The organism is Planktothrix sp. (assembly GCF_046067725.1).
GTDB lineage: Bacteria > Cyanobacteriota > Cyanobacteriia > Cyanobacteriales > Microcoleaceae > Planktothrix.
On record NZ_JBJUDF010000353.1, the window covers coordinates 1 to 15,966 of the forward strand.

Consider the following 15,966-nt stretch of genomic DNA (forward strand, 5'->3'; position numbering starts at 1 on the left):
TTTTAAAGGCAATAAGAAACATTACCCTTAATTCTAAGGCTCTTATCGCCCAATGGGCAAACAGAATTAACGTCAGCCAATTTCACGGTAATTTATAACAGTCTGCTCATGTTAAGCTAAAGGAGTTGGGATTTCCACAAATGATTATGGTGCAACTTTCCAAGGACTTACTTGATGAAGAAATTATTAGCTTCCTGAAACGAAACCTGAAATTCAAGGAAGCTTATCAGAAAATATTGTCTCAAAAAGTTATTAATCAGGTTGCTGAGGAAAGAGGGATTATTGTAACGGCTGAAGAAATTCAAAACCAAGCTAATCAACAACGTTATGCTAAACGCTTAGAAAAAGCGGCGGATACCTTAGCTTGGTTAGCTGACCAAATGATCACGTCCGATGACTGGGAAGCGGGAATTCGAGAACATCTTTTATCCCAAAAATTAGCGGAATCTTTATTTTCTAAAGACGTTGAAAAATACTTTATTCAAAATCGCTTAAATTTTGAGCAAGTTTCTTTATATCAAATTATTGTTCCCTATGAACGCTTGGCTAGAGAGTTATTTTATCAGATAGAAGAAGAAGAAATTAGTTTCTATCATGCTGCCCATTTATATGATATTGAGCCTCAACGTCAGGAACGATGTGGATATGAAGGTAAACTCTATCGTTGGCAATTAAAAGCGGATTTTGCCGCCATTGTATTTGCTGCAACCCCTGGAGAAATATTAAGTCCTGTCAAAACTGACCAAGGTTATCATTTAATCTTAGTTGAAGAATTTATTCAAGCTGAATTGACCCTTGAACGAACTCAAGAGATTATTCAAAAACTGTTTAAAGATTGGTTAGCTAGTGAAGTGAATTATCGGTTTTATAACACTTAAATTTGTGATTTAAGTGTTATAAACTCGAAAGATGTACCCTGACATCAATTGAATGTGTCAAGAATTATTGATAAATTTTGGCTTTATTTTTCAATTTTAATGCTGTTCCTAATCCACCAAAAACTAATAAGCAAACGGACGTTGAAGGTTCAAGTGCTTGGACAATGGTTGAACTGACTTGAGTAGTAATTAAGGTCAGACTTTGAGGTTGACTAAACTGACGAGAATATAACCCAAATAATAAAAGACTATTAGAAACTAGATTTCCGTTTACCTGGTTAAACGGTGATAAGAACAGATTAAACCCATTACTATTTTGAATCGATACATCATACTGATTAGCAGAATCTAACGAACTATTAAGGGTAAAAAAATCTAACAAAGTCTGACTAGAATCTTCAAACAAATAGAATGCAATATTATTCGTGGCTTTAGCAAATTGTTTTGAAATCAAATTTTGGCTAACCTCCCCATTTAAAATTGAGTAAAATTTAAAGGAAAATTCAGAGTTTTCGCTAATTTGAAATTGATATCCTGCCAAAATGGCTGTACCTTCAGCTAAACCCAAATATTCTTGACCATTTCCTTGAGCTTGCGCTTGAGAATAACTGTTTGCCTCAGTCAAACAATAGTTAGGTTCTAAACAAAAATTAACATCAAAATTAGCATTAGCACTGGCGAATGTAATTGCAAATCCTCGACGAGCAATTGCTACGGTTTGAGTATCTGTAAAGGTAGCAATATTAGTGGGACTATGACTCAATTCAAACAGTGAAGTCTGAGTTTGGGCGTTGGCAAATGTGGCAGTCAAACCAGGATAAACACTACTAAATAACGTAACAGCAGGAGCTAAAATGCTGAAGACTTTCAGCGTTAATTTGCAGGTAATATTCATCTAAAATTCCCTTCTTAAATTTGAAATTAAAGTTAATCAGAGTTTTGTTTTAATCTGGCTGACCGATCAATTCAATTTAATCTGTAGAGTTATAAGATTTCAAGGGGCTAATTTAAAGATTTGGGTTTTTTTTGTAAAGATATAGTAGGAAGCATAAAACCCCTTTGCTGTAGGAGGGATAAAAATACTTGATAATTCAGGCTCACATCTTCATTAGGAAAGAAAGCAAGGAGGTTAGGTTTGAATTAGAATAGGATACAGGAAATAGCCCTGGCTTAAAAAAAAGGTCAGCTTCTGTATATAAAATTAATGGGGGTTTGCTCAATTGAGAAATTAACTTTAACCCATCACTAGCCGTATAATATTCTTCAACACTAAACGGTTAATATAAATTATTATAAAATATAATAGTTCTATCATCAGTTTTGTTCCGGTTAATGCTAGATTAAATTTGGTTTTGGAGCTTCTAGCCAAACCGGGAAAATCCTAGGTTTAGATCAAGTTTATTGGCAAAGTAGACATGATTTGAATCGGTTTAACTCGGAACCTCATCTGTAACAATAAGAGCAATATTTTACTGGGTAAAAAAATGATAAGATGAGTTTAACTATTAGTCTGAAAGAGGAGGTTATTCTGATGAGTCCGATTAAAGGAACCACAAAATTATTAGGAGTCATTGGTTATCCCATTGAACATTCCCTGTCCCCAGTCATGCAGAATGCCGCGATCGCTCATTTAGGTGTAGATTATGTTTATCTCCCCTTTGCCATTGCTCCAAGTCATTTAAAAACGGCACTGGACGGATTTTTAGCCATCGGTGTACAGGGATTTAATGTCACAATCCCTCATAAACAAGCGATTTTGCCTTTTTTATCAGAGATAACAACTTTAGCACAATCCGTTGGTGCAGTGAATACGGTTTGGTCTACCCATAACGGTTGGAGTGGCACAAATACCGATGTTATCGGGTTTATCAAGCCATTAGAATTGTATTATAAAACCTGGAAAGATAAAGTAGCTATAATTCTCGGTTATGGTGGGGCAGCAAGGGCAGTGGTGGCAGGATGTGCAGAATTAGGAATCCAAGAAATTTATGTCATTGGTCGTGACCCACAAAAATTAGCAGCATTTCAAGACAGTTGGCGGCTGTCTCCTTTAGCGGTTGCGGTTAAAACCTGTCCTTGGGAACAATTATCCGTTGTGCTTCCAGAAGCCGACTTACTGGTGAATACCACCCCGGTTGGAATGTATCCCCACGTTGGCGAGTCTCCCGTTGAACCTGCGGTCATGGACAAGATTAAATTAGGTGCGATCGCCTATGATTTAATTTATATTCCTCAAACGACTGAATTTTTAAATTTAGCCGATGCCAGAGGTGCGATGATTTTAAATGGACTACCCATGTTAGTACAGCAGGGAGCCGCCGCCTTAGAATTGTGGTTAAAGCAACCTGTTCCTGTCGAGATCATGCGTCAGTCTTTACAGCAGTATTTAGAGTCCTAAAAACACTTTAAATTTGCATTTATTGTTCGTTTGATCGCCATCTTATCCTATGAAATTTAGAATTTTATCCGTGATTTTTTCTGTCTGTTTGTGGGTTTTAGTAACCAGTTTATGGGCTGCTCCCGCTTGGGCGTTAATTCCCATTCAACTGCAAGATTTAAGTTATAAAGATTGTCCTCCTGAATTAGCAGAAGGGGCGGTTTCCAGTGGTTCCAGTCAAGAAGCGTATTGTTTTATCATTACTGGAAAAGCGAATAATACATCGGGAAAAATGGTTGTAGATGCTGACATTTTTGGTCGGATTTATGATTCAACGAATAACCCCGTGATGCAAAATCGAGGACGGTTAGGGAGTATTGATACGGTACCTCCAGGGATTAGTGATTTTGAATTAAGAATTTCCGTTCCTTCTAACTTGGAACCGCCTCTGCAACTCAAACAATTCAAAGCCTCTGGTTTTACCAGCCGCATTGGTCGCTAAACTCCACAACAATACAATATTATTGTAATTGTTTAATTTGGAACTGGGCATCTTTATAACCCCCCGTTAAGCCTTGTTCCAAATACAGTTTTCCCGCTTGTTCAAAATCGCTAATTGCACCCGTTTTATCACCCATTTCAACCCGAACTAATCCCCGACCATAATAACCTGCTGCATAATTCGGTTTCAAACGAATCGCTTGAGCATAATCAGCGATCGCTTGATCATAATTGTTCAGTTTAACATAAACTTGAGCGCGATTTCCGTAGGCTTCAGCATCATTAGGATTAATATTAATCCCACTGGTATAATCAGCAATTGAACCTTCATAATCTTGAGACCCAAAACGAGCTAATCCTCGATTACTATAAGCTTTATAATCATCTCCTTTAATTTCAATCGCTTTTGAGCAATCTTCAATGGCTTTTTGATAATCTTTTATGTTCAAATAAGCGATACAACGGTTATTATAAGCGACTTCATTCGGAGCACGATTAATCGCTTCAGTGCAGTCTGTAATCGCTTGATTATAATCCCATAAATTAATATGAATGCTACAGCGATTTGCATAGGCATCTGAATTATTCGGATCAAGTTCTAGTACAATATTATAATCTGCTAAAGCTCCTTGATAATCCCCTAAATGAAATCTGGCTCGACCGCGATCATAATATCCAATGGGGTTTTTCGGTTCCAGACGAATGGCTTCGGTATAATCTGCCATTCCTCCTTGTAAATCTCCTGATTTTACCCGTGCGGTTCCTCTAGCGCGATAAGCTTTAGATTGTTCAGGTTGTAATCTTAAAACCGTATTATAATCTTGAATAGCTTTGTCATAATCTTCCAGATCATAATAAATTAAACCCCGTTTATAGAAAGCATCTCCATCTTGAGGTTGTAGCTTCATGACTTGATTAAAATCGGCTAAAGCTCCTGATAAATCCTTCAGTTCATAACGAGTTAAACCTCGATTAAAATAGGCATTTGTATAATTAGGATTGAGTTCAATGGCTTTGGTATAATCGGCTAAAGCTTGCTCATATTCATTTAAGTCATAGTAAGCATTTCCCCGTTTTTGATAACTTTCAGGGTTATTCGGATTTAGCTTGATCGCTTGATTAAAGGCTCGAATCGCACCTTTTTGATCATCCTTTCCGGCTTTTTCTATGCCTTTTTTTAAAGCATTTTCCGCTTTGATTGGATCAGGACGATTTAAAACCTGTACCACGCCAAAAATCACGATTAAACCGACTAATCCCGTCGTAGTGATCGCTACAATTTTACCCCAAGGAATAGGTTTTTTTTCTTCTGGGTAGACTGGAAAGTTCTTTAACTTATTAATATTAAATCCTGAGCGTCCAGTGGCTTTTCTTAAATCATCTAAAACATCAATAACTGTTACATATCGTTTGCTATAATAAGGATGAACCATTTTATCAATCACATGGGCTAATCCGGTCGTAACTTTGGCATAATTTCGCCAACTCGATTCTCCGTTATTTGATAAGCCGGGGTCTTGTAATTTCGGTAAATCAGACGCTTCTAATCCAGTAATAGCTTGAATAGCAATCATGCCCACCGCATAAATATCACTATTATATTGGGGATGACCTTGGAACTGTTCAATAGGCATATAAGATGGAGTTCCCGTCGCAATGGTTCGTAATGCTTGTCCATTGCCATCCGCGAGTCGGGTACTGGCTTCTTTAACCGAACCAAAATCAATTAAAACTAACTTTTCATCAGATTTTCGACGAATTAAATTAGAAGGATTAACATCTCGATGAATCACTTGGTTTTGATGAACAAAAACCAAGATTTCTAAAATCTCTTCAATTAATAAGATCACCTTTTCTTCGGGCCAAGGATTCCCCGGAATTAATTCCTTTATCAAGGGATGTCCGCTTACAAACTCCTCAATTAAATAAAATTGATTATGATCTTCAAAATAAGCTAATAATTGGGGGATTTGGTCATGTCGTCCCAACCGTTCTAAAATTTCCGCCTCTTGACGAAATAATCGTAACGCCGTTTTTAATATATTAGAATTGTTACTCGGTGGACGTAATTGTTTAACCACACATTGGGGATGACCCGGACGACGGGTATCCGCCGCTAAATAGGTTTGTCCAAAGGCGCCCGAACTTAAAACTTGAACAATTCGATATCTTCGATCTAATAGTTGACCAATCATTTCCATAATCAAGAGTGACTAAAGGTGAACCCGAAAACATTAACCCGTGTGAAAATCTAAACCCGAAATCATCTTTAAACTCAACTATACCTAATTTTTATTAATGTTAACTTACCCCTATTATTGCTGAAGATGTCTAAGCTTAATGGACAAACAGGGTTTTCCCCATTAATCACATCCATCATACCTTGTCTTTGTTAATTGTCGGTTAGTGATTAACAGCCTATCGTTAACAGTCAACACTCAACAGTTAACAAACTTCAAAAAAATATAGATTTGTTAGTGTCGATCTGAGTTAACAATGGATCTTGAGTTATTATTCTACTTACAGCATTCAAGATGTCACAACCTACGATCGAGTCGATTCTGCAAGAAAATCGGTTATTTGCACCGACACCTGAGTTTTCCCAGAAAGCGCACATTAAAAGCTTAGAAGAGTATAAACAACTCTATGAAAAAGCAAAAGCGAATCCTGAAGCGTTCTGGGCAGAATTAGCCGAAACAGAACTCCATTGGTTTCAAAAATGGGATCAAGTTTTAGACTGGCAACCACCTTTTGTAAAATGGTTTGTCAATGGCAAAATTAATATTTCCTATAACTGTTTAGATCGGCACTTAACAACCTGGCGGAAAAATAAAGCCGCCTTAATTTGGGAAGGAGAACCCGGAGACTCTCGCACCTTAACTTACTTCCAACTGCATCGGGAAGTGTGCCAAATGGCTAACGTTCTCAAACAGTTAGGGGTTCAAAAAGGCGATCGCATTGGCATTTATATGCCCATGATACCCGAAGCCGCCATCGCCATGTTAGCTTGTGCCCGCATTGGAGCTCCCCATACCGTTGTTTTTGGCGGGTTTAGTGCTGAAGCGTTAAAAGATCGCTTAGTCGATGCAGAAGCTAAACTGGTGATTACCGCCGATGGCGGGTGGCGCAAAGATGCCATTGTCCCCCTCAAAGAACAAGTGGATAAAGCCATTGAAGCCGGGGCGACAGGGGTTGAGAACGTTTTAGTCGTGCAGAGAACCGCCCAAAAAATCCACATGGAACCCGGACGAGATCATTGGTGGCATGATCTCAAACAAGGAGTATCCGCCGACTGTCCCGCCGAACCGATGGATAGTGAGGATATGCTGTTCATCCTCTACACCAGTGGGACGACCGGAAAACCCAAGGGCGTTGTCCACACCACAGGCGGCTATAACCTCTACACCCACATTACCAATAAATGGGCCTTTGACTTACAAGATACCGATGTTTATTGGTGTACCGCCGATGTCGGTTGGATCACCGGACATAGTTATATTGTTTATGGGCCGTTATCCAATGGAGCGACAACGGTGATGTATGAAGGAGCCCCCCGGAGTTCTAACCCTGGGTGTTTCTGGGATGTGGTAGAAAAATACGGGGTGACGATTTTCTATACCGCACCAACCGCTATTCGGGCGTTTATGAAAATGGGAGAACATCATCCCAAGTCCCGTAATTTATCGTCTCTGCGCCTGTTAGGAACCGTTGGAGAACCCATTAACCCGGAAGCTTGGATGTGGTATCAACGAGTCATTGGTAACGGCAATTGCCCTATTGTCGATACTTGGTGGCAAACCGAAACGGGTGGGTTTATGATTACACCGTTACCCGGAGCAACTCCCACCAAACCCGGTTCAGCAACCTTACCCTTCCCTGGAATTTTAGCGGATATTGTGGATACGGAAGGCAACCCCGTAACCGATGAAAGTGGCGGCTATTTGGTGGTGCGTTATCCCTGGCCCGGAATGATGCGGACGGTGTATGGTGATCCTGATCGCTTCCGCCGCACCTATTGGGAATATTTGAAACCGAAAGATGGCGGCAACCTTTATTTTGCCGGGGATGGAGCTCATCAAGACCGAGATGGCTACTTCTGGGTGATGGGTCGCGTGGATGACGTGATCAATGTGTCAGGACACCGTTTAGGAACAATGGAAATTGAGTCAGCCTTAGTCTCCCATCCGGTGGTGGCTGAGGCGGCGGTGGTTGGGAAACCCGATGAAATTAAAGGTGAGGATATTGTGGCGTTTGTTACCTTGGAGGAAGGGAAAGAAGCTTCTGATGAGTTAGCCAAAGAACTCAAGCAGCACGTGGTCAATGAAATTGGTGCCCTAGCTCGTCCTGGAGAAATTCGGTTTACGGATGATTTACCGAAAACCCGGTCTGGGAAGATTATGCGGCGCTTATTACGTTCGTTGGCATCGGGTCAGGAAATTACCGGAGATACCTCTACCTTACAAGATCGCAGTGTCTTAGAAAAATTGCGGGGCGGCGCGTAATTAGTTATCAATTGTAGGGGCAGGGTTCTCCTGCCTCTACTCAGTTTTCAGTGTTAATATGGTTATTGAAACTCCCACTTCTACGCTATACTAAAAAAGTTGGATTCTCGTATCTAGCCCAGTCAAAAAGAGACAGATAAAAATAAGTATTTATACTATAGACCTCGCCAATTCATGTAGTACAGTACGTTACTTTTTTGAAGTCTGAAATCTGGGATATAATTCAGTTAATGTTATTCATGCGATCGCAAAGGAAAATCTATGTTCAAAAATATTGCGGCGGATGTTTTGGGTTTAAGTGATATTGGTGCTGTTATCAAACCCACAGATTATGACAAAGTAGATACCGATGATTATATCCTCCATGAAGAAGGGGAAAAAATCTATTTTCTCATTAAGTCAAAAACCGATGAATATTGCTTTACTAATCGTGCTTTGATTCATCTGGATGGCACTTCTGCCGTGAGCAAAAAACGCTTGCTGCACCGTTATAATTACACCCACCATATTATTAAAAATGTCAAGCTAGAAACGGCTGGAACTTTAGATATGGACATTGAAATCAAATTTACGATGGGTGAACATTCCTATTCGATTGATGTAGGTAAAGCTTTTATTGAAAAGCTGAAAGACCTGTATAAAGCATTAATTAAAATTTCAGAAATTCAACAAGAAAATGGGATTTATTACGAATATGCTAAAACCAGTTTAAATACAGCAACAAACGCCATTAACCGTTCTACAACTGCCTCCGCTTTAGAAGAACAATTTAAAGCCATTAACCAGTATGCTTTTCATTGGCTTGATCAAGCTCATCAAACTTATGTTCGTAAAGAATTTGGTGATGTTTTCGAGAAATTTATTAATAATTAAATTCAAGATGAGTTATGCTTAGTTCCTGGTTATGCTTGAGCGCAATTAAAATAAAAAAAGCGCAACAAAAAGCCTGAATAAAAGTTGAGAGCATTAACACCATCTTCATGTAAAAGCAGATGATAGTGTTAATGCTTTTGCTGTCAATCAAAGCACCAATAATGATCTAAATCACCACAATCCTTATATTTTAATTAATAAACCTTTGTCTATTGTCTGTTATCCTCTATGGTATTATGATGACAGCTATTAATGCTGGTGTCAAGATAAATTGTATCATTTACAACTGAAAGGAAAATTAAATATTGTGGGAACTCGAATTAAAAACTTACAAGTCACAAGAGTTGTCGATGGAGACACCATCAAAGTATTACTCAATGATAAGCGAGAATTTTTAAGACTCGATTGTGTTGATACGGAAGAAACTCTCAACCATGATTCTAAACCTCGAACCAATGCCGGAATTGCTGCCTCTGAAATGGCACAACAATATTTTACAAATGAACATGGTTTCTTAACTAAAGTTGATATTGAATTTGATGGCAATGAACCTACAGAAGTTTGTTTAGAAAAATATCGAGATCATCATGGACGATTAATTTGCTATGTTCATAAATATGGAGAAAATTATAATTTAAAATTAATTAAAGAAGGCTGGAGTCCCTATTATATTAAATATGGTTCTTCTCGATTATACCATCAAGAAATGATGGAAGCGGAAGCGGAAGCTCAAGCTTATAATCGCATCATTTGGAATCCCCAAACCAATGAACACAGTGCCTTTAGAAACTATGCAATTTTAATGCCTTGGTGGTCGTTACGAGCTTCAATTGTCGATGATTTTCGTCGTTATGGACAACCCAATGGCGTGTTATCCGTTCGTTTAGATTATCCTAAAATTTTACTCGCCGCCATGAAACAACAATGGGTAACTATTTTCTGTGATTTACAAGATGGAATTACCAAATGGATTGGCAATAGTGCAATTATTCATACCGGCACAAAAGACCATAGTTTAAAACTATGGATTCCTGAAGCAACCCGTGAACAATATGCCCCCATTGTTCATTTAATCAATAAACGCTATACTGGCTTAGGAAGAGGTTATGTTTATGTTAGTGGACAACTAACAATGTATCGAGACAAACCAGAAATTACCCTAACCAGCTTGCAACAGTTATCCGATTTTTGCCCAATTTTTAAGCCAGAAAGTTCGACCAATTCACCCAGTTTAATTTACAATAAAATCCAGAACTAATGAGGAAACATCATGGCAAATCCCCCCAAAATTCTCGCATTTGCTGGCAGTGCTAAGGAAACCTCCTTGAATAAAAAGTTGGTTCAAATTGCCGCATCTGGAGCTAAAGCAGCCGGGGCAGAAGTAACCTATATTGATTTAAAAAATTTACCCATGCCCTTATTTGATGAAGATTTAGAAGCGCAACAGGGAATTCCCGCAACGGTTCGTGAATTTAAGGATTTAATGTTAGCCCATCAAGGCTTATTAATTGCTTGTCCTGAGTATAATAGTTCAATTACACCTTTATTAAAAAATGTGATTGATTGGGCATCTCGTCCTGAACCGAATTTACCCGGATTAGCCTGTTTTAATCATAAAGTTGCAGCCCTGATGAGCGCCTCCCCTGGCGGGTTTGGGGGAATGCGAGGCTTAGTTCATGTGCGAGCTATTTTAGAAAGCATTGGAGTGTTAGTGATTCCTGAACAACGCTCAATTTCTCAAGCCATTGAAGCCTTTAATGAAGATGGAACGTTGAAAGACTCTAAACAACAGCAAGATGTTGAAAATTTAGGGGCTAAAGTAGCAAATTTATTAATCAAACTTTCGGCTTAAATTGTTGTTTTGAGGTGGGTATAGCCCACCCTAATTTTAAGATTATGGCATCTTTACCACAAGGATTTCCTGCCCCTACTCCTGTCGGAGTAATTGAAGTTAAACAATATCCTGCCTATCGCGGGGTCACGTATTTACATCAAGGAGATTTAACTCAAGCCACTCGCCAAGCTTTTAATCCCTTATTTCAGCATATTAGCAGTAATAATATTGCCATGACAACTCCTGTAGAAGCTCGGTATCTACAAAAGTCTGAATCGATCAATCAAGCTGAGGTTTCTTTCCTGTATTCTCATCCTGAAATTACTCCCCAACAAATAGAATCAAATGTTAATGTTATGGATACTCCAAGTATGAAAGTGGTGAGTATTGGTATTCAAGGTGCTTATACTTGGGAGAGTTATCAAGTTCATTTACAACGGTTAAAAAATTGGTTACAACAACATCCAGAATATGAAATGATCGGTTCTCCTCGTCGATTATTTTATCATTCTCCCATGACTCCTGAAAATTTAAAATATAGTGAGGTACAAATTCCAATTCGGGATTGTTTAGCATAAAATAGCGTAATTCTTCAATTCATCCCTTGTCGGCTGCGGAAGCGAGGCTCTCAGGCACCAGTATTGATTAAATGCGATCGCTATTTTAATCATAACAACTCTTATTGATCTGATTAAGATTTAGCAATTTTCCCGGTTCAGGATGGCTATTTTCTATCTGTAATTGATAACCGATAAGGATTTTGATTTTGTTGACGATCACCGATATAAATGTTATAATTCCCTTTAGTTCCATAACCCGAATATTGTAAAACTCCACTATTAGCCGAACCTTCTGGTAACATACAGTAACGTCCTGTCGGGCCATCAATTAATAATGTCGGTGAGCCCGATGTTGTCACCAGGACTCGAAAATAAGGTAAATCCTCGGTAATCTGAATGACATGATTTGGGGTTTGAGCAATAAACCCACAATCTTGACTATTGACAGGCCCTCCAGAGGTTCCTGACAAGGAAAGAGAACCTCCAGGGCTAATTTGTTGTGAATGAGCGACAGCATGGGGTACTAAGGCTACAATCAGACTCAAAACCCATCCCATCGACGTAAAACGACCTAATTTCATGGTTGATGACTCCTCAATTCAGTAAAGCGTCTTCAAACTATACTGACGGAAAAATAGACTGACAGGTTCATTTCTTCTAATTTGAGGGATAATCAATTCTGTGCAGTTTAAGTAGGGATTGTTGTGACCCATCACTACCAAGCTCGAATTTATATTACCCTCCGTCCTTCTGTTCTTGATCCTCAAGGCGTGGCGGTTAAATCTGGCATTGAACATCTCGGATATGACAATGTTGAACAGGTTAGAATTGGTAAATATATAGAAATGACGCTTTCTGCAACAAATGAAGCAGAAGCTAAAACCCAACTTGACCGAATTTGCGATCAATTGTTGGCAAATCCTGTGATTGAAATCTATCGGTTTGATCTAACGGAAGTAGCAGCCATTACCGCTTGATTTCTGAATAGGTGAGTTGATCAAAAAGCAGTTTAATCTAATTTTTGATCAACTCGTTTATTCAACAATAAATCAATAATGATTAATGTTCTAATCGGTAAAAAAGTATGCTATTATTAACATAAATAGTCAGTTAATATCGTAGCTTTGACTTCCAATGTTATATTTGTAATTAACGAATCAATCAATTATGAAATTTGGCGTTATTGTTTTTCCGGGTTCTAATTGCGATCGAGATGTAGCCTGGGTGACTCAAGGATTATTAGGACAACCAACCCGCATGGTTTGGCATGAAGATACGGATTTATCGGATATTGATGTCGTCGTGATTCCGGGAGGGTTTAGTTATGGAGATTATTTGCGCTGCGGTGCGATCGCGCGTTTTTCTCCCGTGATGCGTTCAACGATTGAACACGCCAACCAAGGTAAATTTGTCCTGGGAATTTGTAACGGATTTCAAGTTTTAACAGAAGCGGGATTATTACCCGGTGCATTAGTTAGAAATCGGGATTTACATTTTATTTGTGAGTCTGTTCCTTTGACGGTGGTTAATCATCATATTAGCTGGACTTCTGAGTATGAAACAGGGGAAGTTATCAATTTACCCATTGCTCATGGGGAAGGCTGTTATTATGCGGATGAAAACACCTTAGCGGAATTAGAAGATCATCACCAAGTTCTATTTCGATATGGAACCGATAAAACTCCAAAACCCGAAGAAAATCCTAACGGTTCTTTAAATAATATTGCTGGAATTTGTAACCGTCAAGGCAATGTTTTAGGAATGATGCCTCACCCCGAACGGGCTTCTGATCCAATGTTAGGAAATACTGACGGAATTAAGTTGTTTAAAACCTTATTACGTTAGGAATTATGTCTCCTCTCCCCCAACGCCTTTTCAGCAAAGGTGAGGGGGAAATAATTCTTATATGAAATCCTTAAATCTGTGCTACAGATAATTAGAGAGCGCGTGAAGCCGTAAAAATTGCCCATTGCCAGAGTGTCGCTTCCCTATTCGTAATTCGTAATTACCCATTGCCTTTTGTAGCATACTTTTCAGGATTTTATATTAATTCCCTGTTCCCTGTTCCCTGTTCCCTATTTTTAGCGTTTTTGCACTTTGACCAAAAAGAATTTTTTTGGCTTCATCCGTCAAGGTTACACCCGAAGAATAGGATTGTCCTTTTTCGTAAGCTTGCATCACCGCCGGACGAGATTGAATTCGATCAAACCAAGCTTTTAAATGAGGAAAATCATCTAAATTTTGCTGTTGTTTTTCATAAGGAACAATCCAAGGATAACAAGCCATATCGGCAATTGAATAATCTCCTGCAATATAATCTCGTCCTTCTAATTGACGATTTAATACCCCATATAAACGATTGGTTTCTTTGACATAACGATCAATGGCATAAGGGATTTTTTCCGGTGCATATTGGGTAAAATGATGGTTTTGTCCCGCCATTGGCCCTAGTCCTCCCACTTGCCAAAATAGCCATTCTAAAACGGTTTTTCGATCACGCCAATTTTGAGGGAAAAATTGTCCAGTTTTTTCCGCTAAATAAATTAAAATAGCCCCAGATTCAAAGATAGATAAAGGTTCACCCTCATCAATCGGATTAAAATCAATAATAGCAGGCATTCGATTATTGGGCGCAATTTTGAGAAATTCAGGTTTAAATTGATCACCTGCCCCAATATTTACTGGAATAATTTGATAGTCTAATCCAGTTTCTTCTAAAAAAATCGAGATTTTATGACCGTTAGGCGTAGGCCAGTAGTAAAGTTCAATCATGGTTTTTAATTTGGAAATATTGGTGCAGATGACTAGACTCTCAACTCTTACGTTGAGAGAGGGCTGAAGCCCTCACAACGAGTTACATTTCTTCTTGGAAGTCTTTTAGAATTCTGATTAATTCTTGAATTCCTGTATTCGGAATTAAATTGACAAGAGAGGTTGTTTGTTTGCCTCCGCCTAAATTAACATACACTTTTTGCAGCACTTGTTGAACTTCACTTTCGGTAAAGTCTCCGCCTTCTAATAGGGGATAGAGTTGTTCAGCTAATTGAGTATGTAGATGAGCTTCAGCTAAATAGAGATGCCATTTGGCGACATCAATATAGATATTTTCTCCAATTTCAGCCGCTAATTTTTCAAGGTTTGTTGTATCTAAAACAGACATACTTAAGCTCCTAAATTATTAAGGGTTAACGGTTAACCGTTAACCAGAATATTATCGATTTGAAGATACAGGAGAATAGTCAGCGATCGCAAAAATATAAATGCCATGAAGGGCGATCATCAGTAACCAAATCCCAGTAAATCCAGTTAACCAAGACCAATCAGCCGATTGCAAATTATGGAAAAACCATAAACCCGAATTAATCGCCGCAAAAATAGCAACATGGATGGCAAAATTCATCCGATCATCTAAACGACGATAAGCGGGATCTTTGCGATCAGGTTTACGGGGCCAACGAGGAGGCATAGATAGTCAATTCCCAAGATAATTCTCTTCTATTTTAGGCTGAATGAAGCTTGACTTCTTCTATCTAGTGGTGGTAGTCTCCTGATTTTCCCCCGGTTTTACTCAATAGGCGAATTGACTCAATCACAATCGACTTTTCTAAAGCTTTCGCCATGTCATATAAGGTCAATGCAGCCACAGAAACGGCCGTTAACGCTTCCATTTCCACTCCGGTTTCCGCTTTGGTAATCACTTCTGCTTGAATTTGATACCCAGGTAATTCGGGGTCGGGCAAAATTTGAACCTCAATTTTACTTAACGGTAAGGGATGACACAAAGGAATTAACTGGGCCGTTTGTTTAGCCGCCATGATTCCCGCAAGTTTAGCTGTCCCTAAAACATCTCCTTTGGGGGCGTTTCCCGCTTCAATGGCGGCAAAAGTTGTGGGTAACATCCGCACTTGTCCCCCAGCGATGGCTTGACGACGGGTGGCGACCTTCTCGGAAACATCCACCATCCGGGCTTCCCCCGTCTCATCCAGGTGGGTAAGGCGATCAGAAAAATTTTCAAAAAAATTGCTTGCCATTTGGGAAAACTATGTTAATATAAGAAAGCGGTGAAAAAAACACCCTCGTTAAACAGTTTATCCTGTCACCGGGGTTGTTGTTTGGAACTGGCAAGGGCTTGTAGCTCAGTGGACTAGAGCACGTGGCTACGGACCACGGTGTCGGGGGTTCGAATCCCTCCTAGCCCGTTTAAGTATTAATCATAAAAAAGATAGAGGCAAGATTACCTTGTTTCTATCTTTTTTTATCTAAGATCTCGGTTTGAAGACTCCCGTTAACCCAAAGGGTGTAACGGTGAGATGAAAAACCGAGCAACATACCCAGCGTAGCACGATATTTTAACACTTTGCACAAAAACAGAAACTTGTGTTAGATTAGGTTTAGGTCGATACAGGTGACATAAATGCTGGTTCTTGAATTTAAAGTTAGA

At 39.0% G+C, this 15,966-nt stretch carries 17 protein-coding genes and 1 tRNA gene; 11 read left to right on the forward strand and 7 right to left on the reverse strand.

The features are described from left to right. Window positions 1-140 precede the first annotated feature (140 nt). On the forward strand, window positions 141-878 hold the full coding sequence (locus ACKPEB_RS21715) for a peptidylprolyl isomerase (protein ID WP_408967102.1): 738 nt from the start codon (window positions 141-143) through the stop codon (window positions 876-878). Between the two features lie 64 nt (window positions 879-942). Here the strand turns inward: ACKPEB_RS21715 and ACKPEB_RS21720 are convergent, their stop codons facing one another. Next, a complete protein-coding gene (locus ACKPEB_RS21720) occupies window positions 943-1,773 on the reverse strand; it encodes a hypothetical protein (protein WP_408967103.1) in 831 nt (276 codons plus the stop codon). 636 nt (window positions 1,774-2,409) lie between these two features. Here ACKPEB_RS21720 and ACKPEB_RS21725 point away from each other — a divergent pair. Together ACKPEB_RS21725 and ACKPEB_RS21730 are read left to right on the forward strand one after the other, a co-directional pair. Further along, complete coding sequence (locus ACKPEB_RS21725) at window positions 2,410-3,276, forward strand: shikimate dehydrogenase (RefSeq protein WP_408967104.1); 867 nt, start codon at window positions 2,410-2,412, stop codon at window positions 3,274-3,276. Between the two features lie 49 nt (window positions 3,277-3,325). Further along, the gene (locus tag ACKPEB_RS21730; RefSeq protein ID WP_408967105.1) at window positions 3,326-3,757 is read left to right on the forward strand and encodes a hypothetical protein; all 432 of its coding nucleotides are present in this window, start codon (window positions 3,326-3,328) and stop codon (window positions 3,755-3,757) included. Window positions 3,758-3,776: 19 nt separating this feature from the next. On the opposite strand, the gene ACKPEB_RS21735 is transcribed toward ACKPEB_RS21730, so the two are convergent. Further along, window positions 3,777-5,957 carry a tetratricopeptide repeat protein gene (locus tag ACKPEB_RS21735; RefSeq protein WP_408967106.1) on the reverse strand — a complete coding sequence of 727 codons (2,181 nt, stop codon included), beginning with the start codon at window positions 5,955-5,957 and terminating at the stop codon, window positions 3,777-3,779. 333 nt (window positions 5,958-6,290) lie between these two features. Between ACKPEB_RS21735 and acs the strand changes: the two genes are divergently transcribed. From acs to ACKPEB_RS21760, 5 genes are all read left to right on the forward strand, one after another. Beyond that, window positions 6,291-8,258: an acetate--CoA ligase gene (gene acs / locus ACKPEB_RS21740; RefSeq protein ID WP_408967107.1), complete on the forward strand. Its 1,968-nt coding sequence runs from the start codon at window positions 6,291-6,293 to the stop codon at window positions 8,256-8,258. A gap of 261 nt (window positions 8,259-8,519) precedes the next feature. Beyond that, complete coding sequence (locus ACKPEB_RS21745; protein ID WP_408967108.1) at window positions 8,520-9,131, forward strand: PH domain-containing protein; 612 nt, start codon at window positions 8,520-8,522, stop codon at window positions 9,129-9,131. 307 nt (window positions 9,132-9,438) lie between these two features. Then, complete coding sequence (locus tag ACKPEB_RS21750; RefSeq protein ID WP_408967109.1) at window positions 9,439-10,389, forward strand: thermonuclease family protein; 951 nt, start codon at window positions 9,439-9,441, stop codon at window positions 10,387-10,389. Between the two features lie 12 nt (window positions 10,390-10,401). Next, on the forward strand, window positions 10,402-10,983 hold the full coding sequence (locus tag ACKPEB_RS21755; RefSeq protein WP_408967110.1) for an NADPH-dependent FMN reductase: 582 nt from the start codon (window positions 10,402-10,404) through the stop codon (window positions 10,981-10,983). Between the two features lie 41 nt (window positions 10,984-11,024). Further along, window positions 11,025-11,543: a heme-binding protein gene (locus ACKPEB_RS21760; RefSeq protein WP_408967118.1), complete on the forward strand. Its 519-nt coding sequence runs from the start codon at window positions 11,025-11,027 to the stop codon at window positions 11,541-11,543. A 146-nt stretch (window positions 11,544-11,689) separates the two neighbouring features. On the opposite strand, the gene ACKPEB_RS21765 is transcribed toward ACKPEB_RS21760, so the two are convergent. Then, a complete protein-coding gene (locus ACKPEB_RS21765) occupies window positions 11,690-12,106 on the reverse strand; it encodes a hypothetical protein (protein ID WP_408967111.1) in 417 nt (138 codons plus the stop codon). Between the two features lie 123 nt (window positions 12,107-12,229). Between ACKPEB_RS21765 and purS the strand changes: the two genes are divergently transcribed. Together purS and purQ are read left to right on the forward strand one after the other, a co-directional pair. Continuing rightward, window positions 12,230-12,502, forward strand: a complete 273-nt coding sequence (purS, locus tag ACKPEB_RS21770) for a phosphoribosylformylglycinamidine synthase subunit PurS (RefSeq protein WP_408967112.1) — start codon at window positions 12,230-12,232, stop codon at window positions 12,500-12,502. A 190-nt stretch (window positions 12,503-12,692) separates the two neighbouring features. Further along, window positions 12,693-13,370 (forward strand): phosphoribosylformylglycinamidine synthase subunit PurQ, encoded by a 678-nt coding sequence (purQ, locus tag ACKPEB_RS21775; protein ID WP_408967113.1) that lies wholly within the window; start codon window positions 12,693-12,695, stop codon window positions 13,368-13,370. A 201-nt stretch (window positions 13,371-13,571) separates the two neighbouring features. Here the strand turns inward: purQ and ACKPEB_RS21780 are convergent, their stop codons facing one another. The 4 genes from ACKPEB_RS21780 to moaC all read right to left on the reverse strand — a co-directional run bounded on the left by ACKPEB_RS21780 (window position 13,572) and on the right by moaC (window position 15,556). Then, window positions 13,572-14,297, reverse strand: coding sequence for a glutathione binding-like protein (locus tag ACKPEB_RS21780; RefSeq protein ID WP_408967114.1), 726 nt, complete (start codon window positions 14,295-14,297; stop codon window positions 13,572-13,574). 82 nt (window positions 14,298-14,379) lie between these two features. Then, window positions 14,380-14,685 (reverse strand): DUF3181 family protein, encoded by a 306-nt coding sequence (locus ACKPEB_RS21785; RefSeq protein ID WP_408967115.1) that lies wholly within the window; start codon window positions 14,683-14,685, stop codon window positions 14,380-14,382. Window positions 14,686-14,736: 51 nt separating this feature from the next. After that, window positions 14,737-14,991 carry a 2TM domain-containing protein gene (locus ACKPEB_RS21790; protein ID WP_408967116.1) on the reverse strand — a complete coding sequence of 85 codons (255 nt, stop codon included), beginning with the start codon at window positions 14,989-14,991 and terminating at the stop codon, window positions 14,737-14,739. A gap of 64 nt (window positions 14,992-15,055) precedes the next feature. Next, window positions 15,056-15,556, reverse strand: coding sequence for a cyclic pyranopterin monophosphate synthase MoaC (gene moaC, locus ACKPEB_RS21795; RefSeq protein ID WP_408967117.1), 501 nt, complete (start codon window positions 15,554-15,556; stop codon window positions 15,056-15,058). Between the two features lie 94 nt (window positions 15,557-15,650). On the opposite strand from moaC, the gene ACKPEB_RS21800 reads away from it, so the two are divergent. Next, window positions 15,651-15,724: transfer RNA gene (locus tag ACKPEB_RS21800), tRNA-Arg, on the forward strand. Window positions 15,725-15,966 lie beyond the last annotated feature (242 nt).

Coding starts and splice junctions, on each gene's coding strand:
- ACKPEB_RS21715 (WP_408967102.1), top strand. CDS start 141: ATGATTATGGTGCAACTTTCCAAGGACTTACTTGATGAAGAAATTATT.
- ACKPEB_RS21790 (WP_408967116.1), bottom strand. CDS start 14,991: ATGCCTCCTCGTTGGCCCCGTAAACCTGATCGCAAAGATCCCGCTTAT.
- ACKPEB_RS21720 (WP_408967103.1), bottom strand. CDS start 1,773: ATGAATATTACCTGCAAATTAACGCTGAAAGTCTTCAGCATTTTAGCT.
- ACKPEB_RS21780 (WP_408967114.1), bottom strand. CDS start 14,297: ATGATTGAACTTTACTACTGGCCTACGCCTAACGGTCATAAAATCTCG.
- ACKPEB_RS21730 (WP_408967105.1), top strand. CDS start 3,326: ATGAAATTTAGAATTTTATCCGTGATTTTTTCTGTCTGTTTGTGGGTT.
- ACKPEB_RS21755 (WP_408967110.1), top strand. CDS start 10,402: ATGGCAAATCCCCCCAAAATTCTCGCATTTGCTGGCAGTGCTAAGGAA.
- ACKPEB_RS21725 (WP_408967104.1), top strand. CDS start 2,410: ATGAGTCCGATTAAAGGAACCACAAAATTATTAGGAGTCATTGGTTAT.
- acs (WP_408967107.1), top strand. CDS start 6,291: ATGTCACAACCTACGATCGAGTCGATTCTGCAAGAAAATCGGTTATTT.
- moaC (WP_408967117.1), bottom strand. CDS start 15,556: ATGGCAAGCAATTTTTTTGAAAATTTTTCTGATCGCCTTACCCACCTG.
- purQ (WP_408967113.1), top strand. CDS start 12,693: ATGAAATTTGGCGTTATTGTTTTTCCGGGTTCTAATTGCGATCGAGAT.
- ACKPEB_RS21765 (WP_408967111.1), bottom strand. CDS start 12,106: ATGAAATTAGGTCGTTTTACGTCGATGGGATGGGTTTTGAGTCTGATT.
- ACKPEB_RS21735 (WP_408967106.1), bottom strand. CDS start 5,957: ATGGAAATGATTGGTCAACTATTAGATCGAAGATATCGAATTGTTCAA.
- ACKPEB_RS21785 (WP_408967115.1), bottom strand. CDS start 14,685: ATGTCTGTTTTAGATACAACAAACCTTGAAAAATTAGCGGCTGAAATT.
- ACKPEB_RS21745 (WP_408967108.1), top strand. CDS start 8,520: ATGTTCAAAAATATTGCGGCGGATGTTTTGGGTTTAAGTGATATTGGT.